General features: G+C 64.1%; 16 protein-coding genes. 2 read left to right on the forward strand and 14 right to left on the reverse strand.

Features of this window, described 5'->3' with window-relative positions:
* Positions 1 to 7: 7 nt before the first annotated feature.
* On the forward strand, positions 8 to 1,489 hold the full coding sequence (locus tag AAHM38_RS21535) for an AMP nucleosidase (RefSeq protein WP_116576679.1): 1,482 nt from the start codon (positions 8 to 10) through the stop codon (positions 1,487 to 1,489).
* An 83-nt stretch (positions 1,490 to 1,572) separates the two neighbouring features.
* Here AAHM38_RS21535 and AAHM38_RS21540 read toward each other — a convergent pair whose 3' ends face one another.
* From AAHM38_RS21540 to AAHM38_RS21590, 11 genes are all read right to left on the reverse strand, one after another.
* On the reverse strand, positions 1,573 to 3,099 hold the full coding sequence (locus AAHM38_RS21540) for a carotenoid oxygenase family protein (RefSeq protein WP_116576680.1): 1,527 nt from the start codon (positions 3,097 to 3,099) through the stop codon (positions 1,573 to 1,575).
* Positions 3,100 to 3,118: 19 nt separating this feature from the next.
* Positions 3,119 to 3,559: a DUF2141 domain-containing protein gene (locus AAHM38_RS21545; protein WP_009240339.1), complete on the reverse strand. Its 441-nt coding sequence runs from the start codon at positions 3,557 to 3,559 to the stop codon at positions 3,119 to 3,121.
* A gap of 222 nt (positions 3,560 to 3,781) precedes the next feature.
* Positions 3,782 to 4,003 (reverse strand): hypothetical protein, encoded by a 222-nt coding sequence (locus AAHM38_RS21550; protein ID WP_009240338.1) that lies wholly within the window; start codon positions 4,001 to 4,003, stop codon positions 3,782 to 3,784.
* A 97-nt stretch (positions 4,004 to 4,100) separates the two neighbouring features.
* Complete coding sequence (locus AAHM38_RS21555) at positions 4,101 to 4,892, reverse strand: phytanoyl-CoA dioxygenase family protein (protein ID WP_116576681.1); 792 nt, start codon at positions 4,890 to 4,892, stop codon at positions 4,101 to 4,103.
* A gap of 125 nt (positions 4,893 to 5,017) precedes the next feature.
* Positions 5,018 to 6,121, reverse strand: a complete 1,104-nt coding sequence (locus AAHM38_RS21560) for a glycosyl transferase family 90 (protein WP_304540747.1) — start codon at positions 6,119 to 6,121, stop codon at positions 5,018 to 5,020.
* A 290-nt stretch (positions 6,122 to 6,411) separates the two neighbouring features.
* Positions 6,412 to 6,732: a copper-binding protein gene (locus tag AAHM38_RS21565; protein WP_116576683.1), complete on the reverse strand. Its 321-nt coding sequence runs from the start codon at positions 6,730 to 6,732 to the stop codon at positions 6,412 to 6,414.
* Positions 6,733 to 6,769: 37 nt separating this feature from the next.
* Complete coding sequence (locus tag AAHM38_RS21570) at positions 6,770 to 7,258, reverse strand: cupredoxin domain-containing protein (protein ID WP_116576684.1); 489 nt, start codon at positions 7,256 to 7,258, stop codon at positions 6,770 to 6,772.
* Between the two features lie 42 nt (positions 7,259 to 7,300).
* The gene (locus AAHM38_RS21575; protein WP_103519289.1) at positions 7,301 to 8,599 is read right to left on the reverse strand and encodes a copper oxidase; all 1,299 of its coding nucleotides are present in this window, start codon (positions 8,597 to 8,599) and stop codon (positions 7,301 to 7,303) included.
* 2 nt (positions 8,600 to 8,601) lie between these two features.
* Positions 8,602 to 10,011, reverse strand: a complete 1,410-nt coding sequence (locus tag AAHM38_RS21580) for a TolC family protein (protein WP_116576685.1) — start codon at positions 10,009 to 10,011, stop codon at positions 8,602 to 8,604.
* A 9-nt stretch (positions 10,012 to 10,020) separates the two neighbouring features.
* Entirely contained in the window at positions 10,021 to 10,362 is a 342-nt protein-coding gene (locus AAHM38_RS21585) for a hypothetical protein (RefSeq protein WP_116576686.1), read from the reverse strand.
* Positions 10,363 to 10,458: 96 nt separating this feature from the next.
* Positions 10,459 to 10,854 (reverse strand): hypothetical protein, encoded by a 396-nt coding sequence (locus AAHM38_RS21590; protein ID WP_103519292.1) that lies wholly within the window; start codon positions 10,852 to 10,854, stop codon positions 10,459 to 10,461.
* A gap of 172 nt (positions 10,855 to 11,026) precedes the next feature.
* Between AAHM38_RS21590 and AAHM38_RS21595 the strand changes: the two genes are divergently transcribed.
* A complete protein-coding gene (locus tag AAHM38_RS21595; RefSeq protein WP_009240329.1) occupies positions 11,027 to 11,530 on the forward strand; it encodes an acyl-CoA thioesterase in 504 nt (167 codons plus the stop codon).
* Positions 11,531 to 11,687: 157 nt separating this feature from the next.
* On the opposite strand, the gene AAHM38_RS21600 is transcribed toward AAHM38_RS21595, so the two are convergent.
* The 3 genes from AAHM38_RS21600 to AAHM38_RS21610 are packed head-to-tail and all read right to left on the reverse strand — an operon-like array spanning position 11,688 to position 13,744.
* Positions 11,688 to 12,497 carry an alpha/beta fold hydrolase gene (locus AAHM38_RS21600; protein WP_116576687.1) on the reverse strand — a complete coding sequence of 270 codons (810 nt, stop codon included), beginning with the start codon at positions 12,495 to 12,497 and terminating at the stop codon, positions 11,688 to 11,690.
* A 35-nt stretch (positions 12,498 to 12,532) separates the two neighbouring features.
* Complete coding sequence (locus AAHM38_RS21605; protein WP_116576710.1) at positions 12,533 to 12,928, reverse strand: carboxymuconolactone decarboxylase family protein; 396 nt, start codon at positions 12,926 to 12,928, stop codon at positions 12,533 to 12,535.
* A 33-nt stretch (positions 12,929 to 12,961) separates the two neighbouring features.
* The gene (locus tag AAHM38_RS21610; protein ID WP_116576688.1) at positions 12,962 to 13,744 is read right to left on the reverse strand and encodes a sulfite exporter TauE/SafE family protein; all 783 of its coding nucleotides are present in this window, start codon (positions 13,742 to 13,744) and stop codon (positions 12,962 to 12,964) included.
* Positions 13,745 to 13,766: the final 22 nt, after the last annotated feature.

Raw genomic sequence — 13,766 nt, forward strand, 5'->3', positions numbered from 1 at the left:
CGAGAACATGACCGATACCCGCGCCACTACCCATCTCTATCCCGCGCACGACCTGGCGATCTGCACCGACGCCAACACTGCCGTCGAGCGCATCACCGCCATCTACGAGCGCTCCGCGCAGGCGATCCGCGATCGCTTCCACGCCTTTGCGCGCGGCGAGGATTGCAGCGAAGACCTCGCCGCCTGCTATCCGTACCTCGGCATCACCGTCGACCCGAAAACGCTGGTGAGCGACGCGCGGCCGGCATGGGGCACAGTGGCGTATCCCGGCGTGTACGGCACGACGCTTACGCGCCCGGACCTCTTCCGTGACTACTACCGCGTGCAGATCGAACGGCTGCTGCACTATCACAACAGCCCCGTCGTGGTGGGCGTGAGCAACCGGCCGATTCCGCTGCCGTTCGTGGTGGAGGCGTCGACGGTGGACATCACGCCGGAACAGGCGCGCGCGCTCGGCGGTGCGTTCACGCTGCCCGACCTTGCGCAGATCGACGATTCCATTGCCAACGGCACATACCGCCCGGTTGGTGATGAACCGCAGCCGCTGTCGATGTTCACGGCCGAGCGTGTCGACCTGGCCCTGCAGCGCCTGTACCACTACACCGCCACGCACCCGAAGCACTTCCAGCGCTTCGTGCTGTTCACCAACTACCAGCGCTACGTCGATGAGTTTGCCGCCCTCGGCCGCAAGCTCATGGAGGACGGCAACGACGAGGGCTACATCCGCTTTGTCGAACCCGGCGACACCGAGCACGACCTCGGCATGCCCGCGCCGGACGACTCCCACCGCATCAAGGGCCTCCCGCAGATGCCCGCCTACCACCTGGTGCGCGAAGACCGCCTGGGCGTGACGCTGGTGAACATCGGCGTGGGCCCGTCCAACGCCAAGACCATCACCGATCATCTGGCCGTGCTGCGTCCGCACTGCTGGATGATGATCGGCCACTGCGGCGGCCTGCGGCGTTCACAGCAGCTGGGCGACTACGTGCTCGCCCACGCCTATGTGCGCGACGACCACGTGCTCGACCAAGACCTGCCGCCGTGGGTGCCCGTGCCGCCCATCGCCGAGATCCAGGTGGCGCTGCAGGAGGCCGTGGCGCGCATCACGGGGCTGTCGGGCGCCGACATGAAGTCGCGCATGCGCACCGGCACGGTGGTCTCCACCGACGACCGCAACTGGGAGCTGAAGTACCAGGCGCTGTACAGCCGCTTCAACCAGTCGCGCGCGATTGCCATCGACATGGAAAGTGCGACGATTGCCGCCAACGGCTTCCGCCTGCGCGTGCCCTACGGCACCCTGCTGTGCGTGTCCGACAAGCCGCTGCATGGCGAACTGAAGCTGCGCGGCATGGCCAACCTGTTCTACCGCCAGCGTGTCAGCCAGCATTTGGACATCGGCATGGAGGCCGTGCGCCTGTTGCGCGAAAGCGGGGTTGAGGCGCTCCACTCGCGCAAGCTGCGCAGCTTTGACGAGCCCGCGTTCCGGTAGCGCGGGTCAGTGCGGCTGAGTGCGGGCGCTCCTCCGGCAGTGCTTCGGCCTGCTGACGCACGCGCTCTGAGCCGCCACTGCGTTTAAGCCGCGCGAAACAACCCATGCAGGCCGAGCGGCGCCACGCCGTTCAGGCTCGCCGTGGCGACGGGCCCTGCGGCAACTCGCTGTGCATCGAAGGCCGTCAGCTTCGTGCAGCCAGCATCCACATCGAAGACCGTGCCGATCAGCCAGCCCTCGCCTTCGCGGGCGCTGGCCGATGCCGGCACGAACACGTGTTCTTCCACCAGCGTGCGGTGGCCGAAGCGGTATTGCTCGGTCTGCCCTGAATCGATGTCGACGCGCATGACGGTGTCAAAGCCGTGCAGCGCCTGCGGGCCGCCATCCGACGATGGCGCCGTGTGGGCCACCATGAACAGCGCGCGATGGCGCTGTGCGGTGCGTCGCGAATCGATCTTCGGGAATTCAGCAACGTGGTCGGTGCTGAACTGCTCGGCGCGGCCCGTTCGCAGATTCAGACGCACTTGCGTGAGACGCGCGCCGGGCGATGGGCGGATCTGCCCGCGCATCAGTTCACGCAGCGACGTGGTGACGACCGAGGCATCGTCCGAGCGAATGTAATCGAGATGGATCTCCTGCCCATCCGGCGACGACCACGCATTGCCCAGGTGGAACACAAAGCCCGCCGGCAACGCCAGCCAGTGCATGCGCGTGATGTCGTCCTTATCCAGCACCAGCACGCGCATGCCCAGCTCCGGCCGCCAGACATGGGAATCGAGAAACGACATGCCGGCGTGCGAGCGTTCAACGTCGTACACGAACGGCGGCAGCAGAAACACCAGGTGGCGCTGCGTCACGGCAAAGTCGTGCACCATCGCCATGTCCGGCACCTTGATGGACTCCACGCGCTTGAGTGCGCCGTCTGCGCCCACGCAGTAGACGGTCAGCAGACCGGCCGCGCTGCTCACGCCAAAATTCCACAGCGTGCCGTCGGGCTCGACCTTGGGGTGGGCGGAAAACGGCATGCCCTTGTAGTCGTCGCGCCAGGTCTGCACGCCCAGCGTGCGCAGCGAATCCGGATCGACACGCGTGGCCGAGCCGCCTTCCCACAGCGCGAACATCTCGTCGCCGTGCATCACCAGGCTCGTGTTGGCAACGTTGATGCTGTCGGGCGAGGCCACCGGCTCCATGCCGGGGCTGGCGGTGCCGAACGTCGCGCGCAACGGCCGGCCGGCGGCGGTGTCGGCGATGAACTTGTCGGTGCGCACGAACACGCCGCGGTGCGTCACGCCCTGCTCGCTGATGTCGTAGCGCTGGATCATGCCGTCGCCATCAAACAGATGGTGATAACGCACGCCGCAGATTTCGTGCCGCGCCGGGCCGTTTCGATAAAAGGCACCGCGCAACGCAGGCGGGAAGACACCGTCCACCTTCGCCGCGCGGGTCGGCATGTCGGCGCCGACACCCTGGTAACCGGCAAGCCATGGAGTTTGCGCGCGAGCTGCTGCAAACCCGGCAGCCCACGGGTCGGGGGTGGCGGCCATCACGTCGGTCAAGGTCAAACCAAAGGGTGCGGCGCCCAAGGCCGCAAGAAAGGATCGGCGTTGCATGACGGGCCCTCGCTCAGCATCAGTGCAGGTGGATCGTCACGCGCTGGTCGCCCTGCACGTCGATGGCGGCGTCGTCAAATGCGGGCGGACCGAAGCGGCCACGTGCATCGCGGCTGAAACCGTAGGGCTCGATGGGAATGCCGGCCGGGTTGGTGCCAAGTTTGCCGTCGTTATTCGCGTCATGAAAGACCGACAACGCGTAGCGCCCCGCCGGCAGATCTGCATACACGAAGGTCACGTTGCCGCCCGATACGCTATCGAGCGCGGCAATGTCAGCGCGGACGGCCGAATCGGGCTTCAGCCAACCGGCGGTATCGCGGAACATTGCCGCGCGCACCGCACCTTGGCGCCCTTGTGCGCCCTCCACCACTACAGTCAGCGTCGCGGCGGACGCGCTCGCGGCGAGTGTGGTCGCGAGCAGAGGCAGGGCAATGCGCGGCAGAGAAAACATCGCAGTCATGAGCGTCTCCTGAGTGGCCGGCGATGCGTTGATGGCCGACGGTCAGGAGGCAATGTAGGCGGGTGCCATGCTGTAGTCAGCGCGCATGCGACGAAGTGCGGATACCGGGGCGCAAACGGTCGCTTGCGGGCGATGAACGCGTCACAGAATTCTCAGGACATCCACGCCTGACGTGCCAACGAAAACGCCCGCCGGAGGGGCGGGCGCTTATGGCGTGGGAGGCTAATGCGGCAGGCTCGACAAACGGTGGTCGGCCAGCAGCACACTCGCACTTAAGGCAAGCTGGGCCGAGATGAAGCCCTCGGGCATCTCAACGTCTTCCCAGTCACAGATGATGTGGCCGGCGCGGCAGATCTGGAAACGGGCCGTCCAGCGATGATCATCGCGTTGCAGCGGATCAACGAAGATGACATGCGCGCCATGTGTCACTTCTTGAATCGGCATTGTGGTTCCCCGTTGTTGATCGTTGGAAGACCACGTTAACAAAGACGCATGACACAAATCTGTCCGCCGCTCACCTACAAATGGGGGAGGGCGCACCTCAACCGACCAGGGGATCGGGCCGCGCCGACGAGCGCGTGCCCGGCAACGGGTAGTTATCGGGACCGTAATACGTAAACACTGCCGAGAACTTGACGGCGGCCGTCTGGTTGGCGCGGGCCGCATGGAAGGTGTTGCAGTGGAAGAGCAGCACGTCACCGGGCAGCAGCGGCACGGGGCGCGCGGTGTCGATCAGCGCGCGGTTCTCTGGCAGCTCCTGGCGCAGGAACAGCTTGGCGTCGAACCGGTCGGCGGGCAGGTCAAGCTTGTGGCTGCCCGGAATGACCCACAGACAACCGTTGTCGACCGTCTCCTCCACCAGGGCCAGCCATGACGACACGAGTTCGTTCCGTGCGAACGACCAATAACGGCTGTCGCGGTGCCAATGTGTGGCGGTGCCAAACGCTGGGTGTTTGGTCATCACGCAATTGTGGTGCGCGAGCGAAAGGTGGACGGGGCCACCGATCAGTTGCGCGATCGCGGCGGCCACGCGCGGGTCGCGTGCCCACTCCGTATAAGGCGTGCCGCGCGAATCGGCGTCGAGCAGGCGGCGCACTGTCTGGCCGCCCTCGGCCTCGCGCGAGAGGGGTGCGCCGGCATAGCCGACGTCAGTCTCCAGCTCCACTGGTGCCGCCGCGCGGGCCAGCCCGTCCTGCGCGGCTGCAAGCAACGCGGCGCTCACTTGCTGGCTGGCGAAGCCCCGCAACACGACGTAGCCGTGCTCTTTGAAAAAGGCTTGCTGATCGTCGGAAAGCGGGTGTACCTGGGCGGCGGTGGGGGCAGACGCAGACATGTCGAAAAGAGCGTACGAAGACGGCGAAAGACAACGAGTGTAACGCGCCGCCGTATGCGTTGCAGGCCTCACACGCAACCGGCCTGCGCAGGATCAAACGCGGTATGTGCCGTCCTGCCCGAGCCTTACCAAAACGCCTGCTGGCCGGACAATCGGAAATACTTCGCGATCACCATCAAACCGAGCAGGCGTTCCTGGTCACGGTTCAGGAACTGCGCCACCCACCGATTGGCGTTACGGACGATGGCGAGCGCATCGCCCGGGTATTTCCGGTAATGGTCCATTTTCTCCTGGAGGTCGGAATAATCATCCTTCAGCAGAACATAATGGACTTCCGGGATCAGCCTCCCCTCCATGAACCACGTCTCATATCGGGGCCGCCGCATGAAGCAAAGCGAATTGGACGCCATGATCCATTTCAAATTCGTTGCAACGTCGTTCCCCTCGACGCTGACAATGAATTGATATCGTAATTGCTCCGCAATCGTCATGGGCGATTTGTAAGTCGCCTTCCCAATCTCCGATTTCCGAGTATCGCCGATATTGACGTTTGGAAGGTCGTGGCATCGCTCAACAAACGCTTTGCGATGCTCCTGATGGCAAGGACCGCGGAAAACCGCCATGGGCTTCTTGTCGTGGAAGGCGATCGTGTCGCGTGCCAGCGAAAAATGCCGGATGGCGTCGAGCTTCAGCAGAATCCCGTTATGGGGGCTAGTCTTGATCGGCCGGCTCTTTACGAACGCCGGGTGGTTCGGCTCAGCGGTCACGTCCCCGCAGTCGTAGTCAAAGCTGTAGCCCGGGCCAAAATAATCCATCAGATCAACGAGATCATAGAAATAGGTGCTCCCTATTTCACAATTTTTGTTGACAATGGTGCTGGTGGAGGATTTCAACAAGAACTTTGAATACTCCACGGCATTCTTGCTGGGGTCGAATGTTTCAGAAACGGAGTTGTAATAACTCAATCGATCAAAGACGTCCTGCATACGCCGCTGATCGCTTTTCTTTTTCAGAATCGCTTCAGCTCTTCCATTTTTTGTAGCACGGGCGAGAAAATGGCTGGAGGCATTCGAAAAGTAATACCAGAATTTTCTTGCAGAGACCCTGCTCAAACGGTACGTGAGATGACGCATGAACCAAAAGATGCCGCAAAAATAAACTTCGGGGCGCTGCTTTTCGGGTGAAAAATTTGAAGCCCCAACGTGCAGATGAAGTGGCGCATAAACCACTCAAAATTTGCCGCCGATGCAGCCGATCGCGCTCCCCCCTTAAGACAGCACGTCGGCCCTGTCGGTGCATCGCATCCGCGGCGGACCTCACTGTACCGTAAGAATCCTGCGGCTCAGCCCTGCCCGAGACGATTCCTGACGCCGAGCCCTCGGCTTGCGTACGGTGCGCATTGGCCGCCGCATGGCCGTTGTCGTGACGTCACACTTTTCTGTCATCCGAGGCTGGCGAGCCATCGGTACTACGGCCAGTGCATGGAACGCGGGCACGAATGCGCCCGCGCGCGTTCTTGTTACTGAATCTCCAGGGCCGTCACGGTCAGTGCGCCATTCACTTTCTCCGCAACAAACCGAACTTTGCTGCCGACCTGCACTTTGCCAAGCATGGCCGGATCCTGGACGCGAAAGACCATCGTCATCGGCTCCATGCCAAGGTTGTCGAGAGGACCATGCTTGATGATCAGCTTGCCCGCAGCGGTGTCGATCTTCTTGATCTCGCCTTCTGACATGGGGGCGGCAGCGGTGGCCGCAGACGCAAAGGCAGCGTCTTCCGCTGCGTGGACGAACGGCGCGCCGGCCAGCAGCGCGGTCAGCATCAGGGCGTGACGAAACATGTTGGGCTCCTTGTCGAACGAGATGGTTGGGGAGGGGTCAGGACTTGTTGCCGCGCACTTGCACGGCGCCGCGCATGCCGGCCTCGAAATGCCCCGGCTGCAGACACGCAAACTCCACCGGGCCGGTGCGCGTGAAGTGCCAGACGATCTCGCCGCGCTGGCCCGGGTCAACGGTGACGGTGTTGGCGTCGGCGTGCTCCATCCCGGGGTGCTTGCGCATCTGCTCGGCGTGGGCAACGAGATCGGCCGGCGTGCCCAGCGTCATCTCATGCCGCACCTGCCCGCTGTTGATGACTTCGAAGCGGATGGTATCGCCGCGCTGAACGGTAATCTGCGCGGGCGTGAAGCGCATGGTGTCGGTCATGTCGACGTGCACCGTGCGCGTGATGCGGGCGGCGTCGCCGGGTTCACCGATGGCGGCATTGCCATGGTCATGCCCGCCGGCGTGATTGCCGGAGGCGTTGACGATGGCGGCTATCGACATCAGCGCAGCCAGGAAGGTGGAACGGATCAGATTGCGTTGCATGTTCGGTCTCGGTTTCGTATTGGATGTGGATTGAGGCATCGCTCAGTCGTCGATGCCGGTGCCGGTGTATTCGTAGGCGACGGTGCCCTTGGGGTGCTTGTACCAACCGGGGTCCGCATAACTGTTGCGCGGCAGATCTCGGCGCACCTTCATCACCGTGAACATGCCGCCCATTTCAATGGCGCCGAACGGGCCCTGCCCCGTCATCATGGGCAGCGTGTTGTCGGGCAGAGGCATTTCCATCTCGCCCATGTCGGCCATGCCGGCCTGGCCCATGCCCATGTAGTCGGGCACCAGCGCGTTCATCTTCTTGGCGAGGTCTTTCTGCTGCACGCCGATCATGGTCGGCACGTTGTGCCCCATCGCGTTCATCGTGTGGTGCGACTTGTGGCAGTGGAAGGCCCAATCGCCGGGGTTATCTGCGATGAACTCAATGGCGCGCATCTGGCCCACGGCAATGTCCGTCGTCACCTCCGGCCAGCGCGCGCTGCGCTGTACCCAGCCGCCGTCTGTGCCGGCCACTTCGAAGGTGTGGCCATGCAGGTGCATCGGGTGGTTCGTCATCGTGAGGTTGCCCATGCGGATGCGCACGCGGTCGCCCAGACGCACCGGCAACGGGTCGATGCCGGGGAAGACGCGGCTGTTCCACGTCCACATGTTGAAGTTGGTCATCTCGGCCACGCGCGGCGTGTAGGAGCCGGGGTCGATGTCGTACGCGGCAAGCAGGAAGACGAAGTCGCGGTCGACACGGTGCTGCGCCGGGTCTTTCGGATGCACGACGATCAAGCCCATCATGCCCATCGCCATCTGCACCATCTCGTCGGAATGCGGGTGGTACATGAAGGTGCCGGACTTCTTCATCTCGAACTCGTAGACGAAGGTCTTGCCCGGTGGAATGTGCGGCTGCGACAGGCCACCCACACCGTCCATGCCGGCGGGCAGGATCATGCCGTGCCAGTGCACCGTGGTGTGCTCGGGCAGCTTGTTGGTGACGAAGATGCGCACGCGATCGCCTTCCACGCATTCGATCGTCGGGCCGGGGCTCTGGCCGTTGTAGCCCCAGAGGTGGCCCGTCATGCCGGGCGCGAATTCACGCTCGACCGGTTCGGCCACGAGGTGGAACTCCTTCCAGCCACCGCGCATGCGCCATGGCAGCGTCCAACCGTTGAGGGTCACGACGGGGTTGTAGGGGCGGCCGTTGGGCGGCGCAAGGGGCGGCTGCGTGGCGGGCTTCGTTTGCAGCGGTGCTTCGGGCAGCGAGGCCGCGCCGGCGCGCGAGACCATCGCTGCGCCCAGCATGGCCGCGCCCGTGCCGCCGAGAAATTGACGTCGGGAAACCATGTTCAATGTCCTTGAGGAGGGTTCGGCGCTGTGGTGGCCGCATTCGCTTCAGGCGTCGGCAGCTTGCCGCCCAGCGCCATCTGCAGGTCGGTCTGTGCAATCCAGTAACCGCGCAGCGCGTCGATGTAGCCGTTCACGGCATTCACCTGCTCGCGCGCATCGGCCAGCAGTTCGAACACACTCACGAGCATGCCGTTGTAGCGCAGCAGCATCTCGTCGGAGATGCGCTTGCGCACGGGCACGACCTCGTCGCGGTAGTGGCGCGTGAGGTCGTATGCGGTCTGGTAGCGCACGTACGATTCGCGCACTTCAGAACGCGCACGCACAGCCGTGTCGGCAAGCTGATCGGCGGCCTGCATGTAGATCGACTGCGCACGTGCCACGCGGGCGCCGCCCCAGTCGAACAGCGGGATCTCGATGCTGATCTCGTAGCCCGTTTCACGTAGCTCGTTGGATTTGCTATTGCGCACGTAGCCGAGGTCGAGCACGTTGATGAAGCGCGTGGCCTGCGTGAGCCCCAGCGACGATGCCAACCCCTCGACCTGCCACTTGCCGGCCTGGATATCGAGCCGATTGCGCAGCGCATAGGCCTCGATCTGCTGCAGTTCAGGGCGATCCTTCGGCAGGTCGGGCAGCCGTTCCGGCAGCTTGAAGTCGGTATCTGCGCCCCATACACCCAGCAGGCGGATCAACGCTTCGCGCTCGGCCTGCGCCTGCTGGCGCGCGCACGCCAAGGTGGCGGTGGCCTCTGCATAGAAAGCGTGCTCACGCGCGCGATCCAGCTTGCTGAAGTTGCCCGCAGACGCCAGGCGCTTGGCGAACTCGGCCCCGGCTTCGGCGGCTTGCTGAACCTGCTCGGCATAGCGCGCAGATTGCTCCGCAGCGACGGCATTGACGTATGCGCGGCGTGTCTCTGCGGCCACCTGCAGCATCTGATTGGCGACCAGCAGCTTGGTCTGCTCGAAGTAACGGCCTTCGATACGCGCGGCCATCGGCAGCGTCAGCAGGTTCAGGAACGACAGCGAGAACGTGCGCTCGATCGACAAGTCGTCGCCGTTGCGCGTGCGCTTGAAACTGAAACCGGGATTCGGCAAGCGGCTGGCCTGCACGAGCGCGGCTTCGGACAAGCCCAGCTCCGCATACGAAGCCTGCAGACCACGGTTGTTCAGCAGTGCGATCTGCACGGCGCTGTCCATCGTCAGCGGCTGGGCCAGCAGCTCGCGCGTGCGTTGCGCGGCGCTGTCGCGTGCTTCCGGTGAACGCTGCCAGGTGGCATCTTTGCCGAGCCTTTCGCGCGCCACATCGGCAACGGTCTTGAAGCCGCTGTCTTGCGTGATGGTGGCGCAGCCGCTCAGCAGCAGTGTGCCCGCCAGCGCGCACAGGGCGAGTCGGCGGTTGGAGAGTTTGAGCATGGCGCCTCCTCAGTGGTGGTGCATGCCGGGCATGGGCTCGCCGGCAGGCTTGTTGGAGGAGGCGGCCGGCGCGCTCGCGGGCATGCTGTGCGCTGCGTGGCCGCCATGCGCGGCCCCGCCCGGCTTAGGGCCCACGGCTGCGTTGGTCTCGCGCCAGGGCGCAGGACCGGTATCGCGATACGCGTGGTAACTGTCAAATGTGCGCGGCGCGGCGACGGCCGGCACAGCGGCGTCCGCGTTCAGCGGATCAGGCGGAGATGCCGCCGGCGCAGATGCGGCGCCCTGCGCGACTACCCATGGCGGCACCAGCGCCAGCAGCGCGGCGGCCACGAACCATCGTGTGGAAAGCATGAGAAACCTCGATCAAGCGTGATGACATACGGCCGCGTGTCGTGCACGGAGCCGCAGAACCAGAGGCCAGCCCGCTCTATGGACGGACTGGTGGCGTCAAACGCGAATCGAGGGTGGACGTTGGAGCGCTTCGGGAATGAAGCTGCGGAAGGAAACGGCGAGGCCACGCGGCACAGCGGCCGGCAGCTTGATCAGCGGCACACCAAGACTGGCGGCCAGGGGGACGACCGCACCGAGCGAACACGTCGCGCAGATCGGGCAGGTCTTGCAGTGCGACTGCGCTGGCGCTTTCGGCTCGGCGCCGGTTGCCACGACATCTTCGTGCTCATGGCAGGCGTCGGACATGACGGCACCGTCATCCGGCGTTGCCAGGGCAACCCTTGCATCGTCCATGGCACCGCCGCGCGCCATCATGGCCGTCGCGGCAAACCCTTGCAGGGGCAGTGCCAGGACAACCAGCCAGAGCAGGAGGCGGGTCAGCAAGCGGTGCATGGAAAACCGGATGGGCTGAAAATCGTTTGCGGCGGAAGGCGCTAGTGTAGCGCGATGCCATCAAATTTCACGCAATGCAGCACAACGTGCGCCGCGCACGGCACAATGGCTGGCAGTTGCGTACCCATTTCTGCGCGCCCTGCTTTCCCCATCATTTCTGTTTCAACGCCCCATGAATACGCAATCCCACCAGCTCAGCATGACCGTGCTGATGACGCCCGACATGGCCAATTTTTCCGGCAACGTGCACGGCGGCCACATCCTCAAGTTTCTCGATCAGGTTGCGTATGCATGCGCGAGCCGCTATGCCGGCCGCTATGTGGTCACGCTGTCGGTGGACCAGGTAGTGTTCCGCCAGCCGATTCACGTGGGTGAACTGGTGACGTTCCTGGCGTCGGTCAACTACACCGGCCGCACGTCGATGGAAATCGGCATCAAGGTGGTCACGGAGAACATCCGCAACCAGGTCGTGCGCCATACCAACAGCTGCTACTTCACGATGGTGGCTGTCGATGACGACGGCAAACCGGCCGACGTACCGCCGCTGATGCCCGCCAACGCAGAGGAAAAGGAACGCTTTGAAGCCGCGCAGCAGCGCCGCGCCCTGCGCCAGGAAATGGAAGCCCGGCACAAGGCGATCAAGGCGACCTACGGCCCGTCCGGCACGCGCAACTAAGCGCGCATTGAAATCGGCAGCGCGGCGACACCCGCGTCGCGCCAGCCTGCCTACGCAGACGGCAAAGCACTGCGAACCGCGTGGTACCGCGGTCGCGCATTGTTATCCACAGGCTTACCCACTGTTTCTGTGGATAACGCATCGGCCCTGACGCAGCCTACAGCGGAAGAAGTCCGTGCAGAAATGCGAGCACGGCGTCGTTGAACAACGCGGGCTTCTGCAACGGCGCGAAATGGCTCACGCCCGGCAGCAACACAAACTGGGCATCTGGGATGGTCCGCGCCAGATAGTGGGCGTGTTCGGGGCGGATGAACTCGTCGTATTCGCTGTGTGCGATCGTCACGGGCACGCGCGTCGCCGCCAGCTCCGCGGCCGTTGCGTTCGGTTGCGTCTGCATCATTTCGGTGACGGCCGCGACGAATGCATCGAAATCGCCGGGCGTGGATGAGAGCGCGGTGTAATCCTTTCGGTGGCGCGCAAAACAGCGATCGATGACGGGCGTCGGTTCAAAAGGCATGGCGCCACTTGGGTCCATGTTGCAGCCAAAGAAGAACACGCCCATAACGCGTTCCGGTGTCTGCATGGCCAGGGTGAGCGCAACGCAAGCACCATCGCTCCAGCCGATGAACGGCGCGCAGTCGATGCGCAGCATATTCATGACGGCGCGCACGTCAGACGCCATGCGTGTGTAGGCATAAGGTTGCGCATCGCGTGTGCTGCGGCCGTGTCCGCGGCTGTCGATGACGATGGGCCGGTAGCCGGCAGTCATGAGTGCCGGCACCTGATACCCCCAGTTGCCGCTGTGGCCCAGCCCGCCATGCAGCAGGATCACCGGCCTGCCGGTGCCGAAGGTCGCATACCAGATGCGGGCGCCATCGTGCTCGACATGCCCTTGCGCAGCGGGGGCCGGCAGCGGTTTAGCCCCGTGGGCTGCAAACTCCGTCAGATCGTCGTCGAAAGCATCCATGTCGATCAGGTCTCAGTTGGCATAGCAAAGCGCCGCTAGCGTGCCTCTTCGATCTCGATACCGAGTTCGTTGAGCACCTCACGCGCCGAACGAAACGCCTCAATGGCAGCCGGTGCGCCGGCATAGATGGCGCTATGCAGCAGCACTTCGCGAATCTCCACCGCCGTTGCGCCGTTGTTGAGGGCGCCCCGCACATGGCCCTTCAGTTCAGTGCTGCGGCCCAGCGCGGCAAGCATCGCGCAGGTGCAGAGGCTGCGTGTCTTGAGGTCGATGCCATCACGCTGCCACGTGCTGCCCCAGGCGTGCTCGTTCAGCCAGTCTTGCAGCGGCGCCGAGAAGGCATCCAGCCCGCTCATCGCGCGTTCCACGAATGCGTCGCCCATCACCTGCGCCCGGCGTGCGCGTCCGGCCTGCTTGTCTTGTTCCGACACGATGCCCTCCTCCGTTCTGAAAAAATCAGCCAATCAGGCTGGCTTGACCAGCAGCATCATCAGCGCGGTACCCAGCAGCACGGTGCAAAACGCCAGCCGCAGACGCCGCGCTGAAAAGCGATACGCCAACGCGACACCCCACGACACGCTCGCAATACCACCGGCCGCCAGCGGGATGCCCGTTCCCCAATCCACATGGCCAGCATGCGCATACGTGGCAAGTGCGATCAACGAGCCCGGTACCACCAGCGCGAGGGCCATGCCCTGGGCACGCGTCTGCGGCATCCCGAAGAACGTCACCAGCGCCGGCACCACCACCAGCCCGCCGCCCACCGTGAAGATGCCCGACATCGCTCCGCTGGCGACGCCCATCAATGGCAGGGCAGCAGCAGGCATGGCACGTGGAGCAGCGTGCGCCCTATCACCGGTATTCGGCTTCTCTTTGAGCTGCGAGGCAAAGTACACCGCCAGCGCGATCAGGAATACGGCAAACGCCGTATGCAGCAGATGAGCATCGAGCCCCGCTGCAAAACGCGCGGCAACGTAGGTCGCCGCCATCGAAAACACGCAGATCAGCGCGACGGAACGCAGATGCACCGGATGCCGCTGGTGATACCGCCAGAAACCGGTCAGCACATTGGGCGCGATCATTACCAGCGCGGTGCCCTGCGCCAGATGCTGGTCCATTCCATATAGATAGCCGAGCACAGGAATGGCGATCAGCCCGCCGCCAATGCCGAGCAAACCGCCCGCCACGCCGAGGCCCATGCCGAGCAGCAAATTGATCAGGCCCGTGAAAACCGCGTGAGACGTCATGCCGACAAGAAGGGAGGGAGGA

The organism is Ralstonia sp. OTU4908 (genome assembly GCF_038440115.1).
Classification (GTDB): domain Bacteria; phylum Pseudomonadota; class Gammaproteobacteria; order Burkholderiales; family Burkholderiaceae; genus Ralstonia; species Ralstonia pickettii.

What these genes read in the sequence shown, in the direction of transcription:
- AAHM38_RS21535 (WP_116576679.1), top strand. Translation starts at nt 8, where the DNA reads ATGACCGATACCCGCGCCACTACCCATCTCTATCCCGCGCACGACCTG.
- AAHM38_RS21540 (WP_116576680.1), bottom strand. Translation starts at nt 3,099, where the DNA reads ATGCAACGCCGATCCTTTCTTGCGGCCTTGGGCGCCGCACCCTTTGGT.
- AAHM38_RS21545 (WP_009240339.1), bottom strand. Translation starts at nt 3,559, where the DNA reads ATGACTGCGATGTTTTCTCTGCCGCGCATTGCCCTGCCTCTGCTCGCG.
- AAHM38_RS21550 (WP_009240338.1), bottom strand. Translation starts at nt 4,003, where the DNA reads ATGCCGATTCAAGAAGTGACACATGGCGCGCATGTCATCTTCGTTGAT.
- AAHM38_RS21555 (WP_116576681.1), bottom strand. Translation starts at nt 4,892, where the DNA reads ATGTCTGCGTCTGCCCCCACCGCCGCCCAGGTACACCCGCTTTCCGAC.
- AAHM38_RS21565 (WP_116576683.1), bottom strand. Translation starts at nt 6,732, where the DNA reads ATGTTTCGTCACGCCCTGATGCTGACCGCGCTGCTGGCCGGCGCGCCG.
- AAHM38_RS21570 (WP_116576684.1), bottom strand. Translation starts at nt 7,258, where the DNA reads ATGCAACGCAATCTGATCCGTTCCACCTTCCTGGCTGCGCTGATGTCG.
- AAHM38_RS21575 (WP_103519289.1), bottom strand. Translation starts at nt 8,599, where the DNA reads ATGGTTTCCCGACGTCAATTTCTCGGCGGCACGGGCGCGGCCATGCTG.
- AAHM38_RS21580 (WP_116576685.1), bottom strand. Translation starts at nt 10,011, where the DNA reads ATGCTCAAACTCTCCAACCGCCGACTCGCCCTGTGCGCGCTGGCGGGC.
- AAHM38_RS21585 (WP_116576686.1), bottom strand. Translation starts at nt 10,362, where the DNA reads ATGCTTTCCACACGATGGTTCGTGGCCGCCGCGCTGCTGGCGCTGGTG.
- AAHM38_RS21590 (WP_103519292.1), bottom strand. Translation starts at nt 10,854, where the DNA reads ATGCACCGCTTGCTGACCCGCCTCCTGCTCTGGCTGGTTGTCCTGGCA.
- AAHM38_RS21595 (WP_009240329.1), top strand. Translation starts at nt 11,027, where the DNA reads ATGAATACGCAATCCCACCAGCTCAGCATGACCGTGCTGATGACGCCC.
- AAHM38_RS21600 (WP_116576687.1), bottom strand. Translation starts at nt 12,497, where the DNA reads ATGGATGCTTTCGACGACGATCTGACGGAGTTTGCAGCCCACGGGGCT.
- AAHM38_RS21610 (WP_116576688.1), bottom strand. Translation starts at nt 13,744, where the DNA reads ATGACGTCTCACGCGGTTTTCACGGGCCTGATCAATTTGCTGCTCGGC.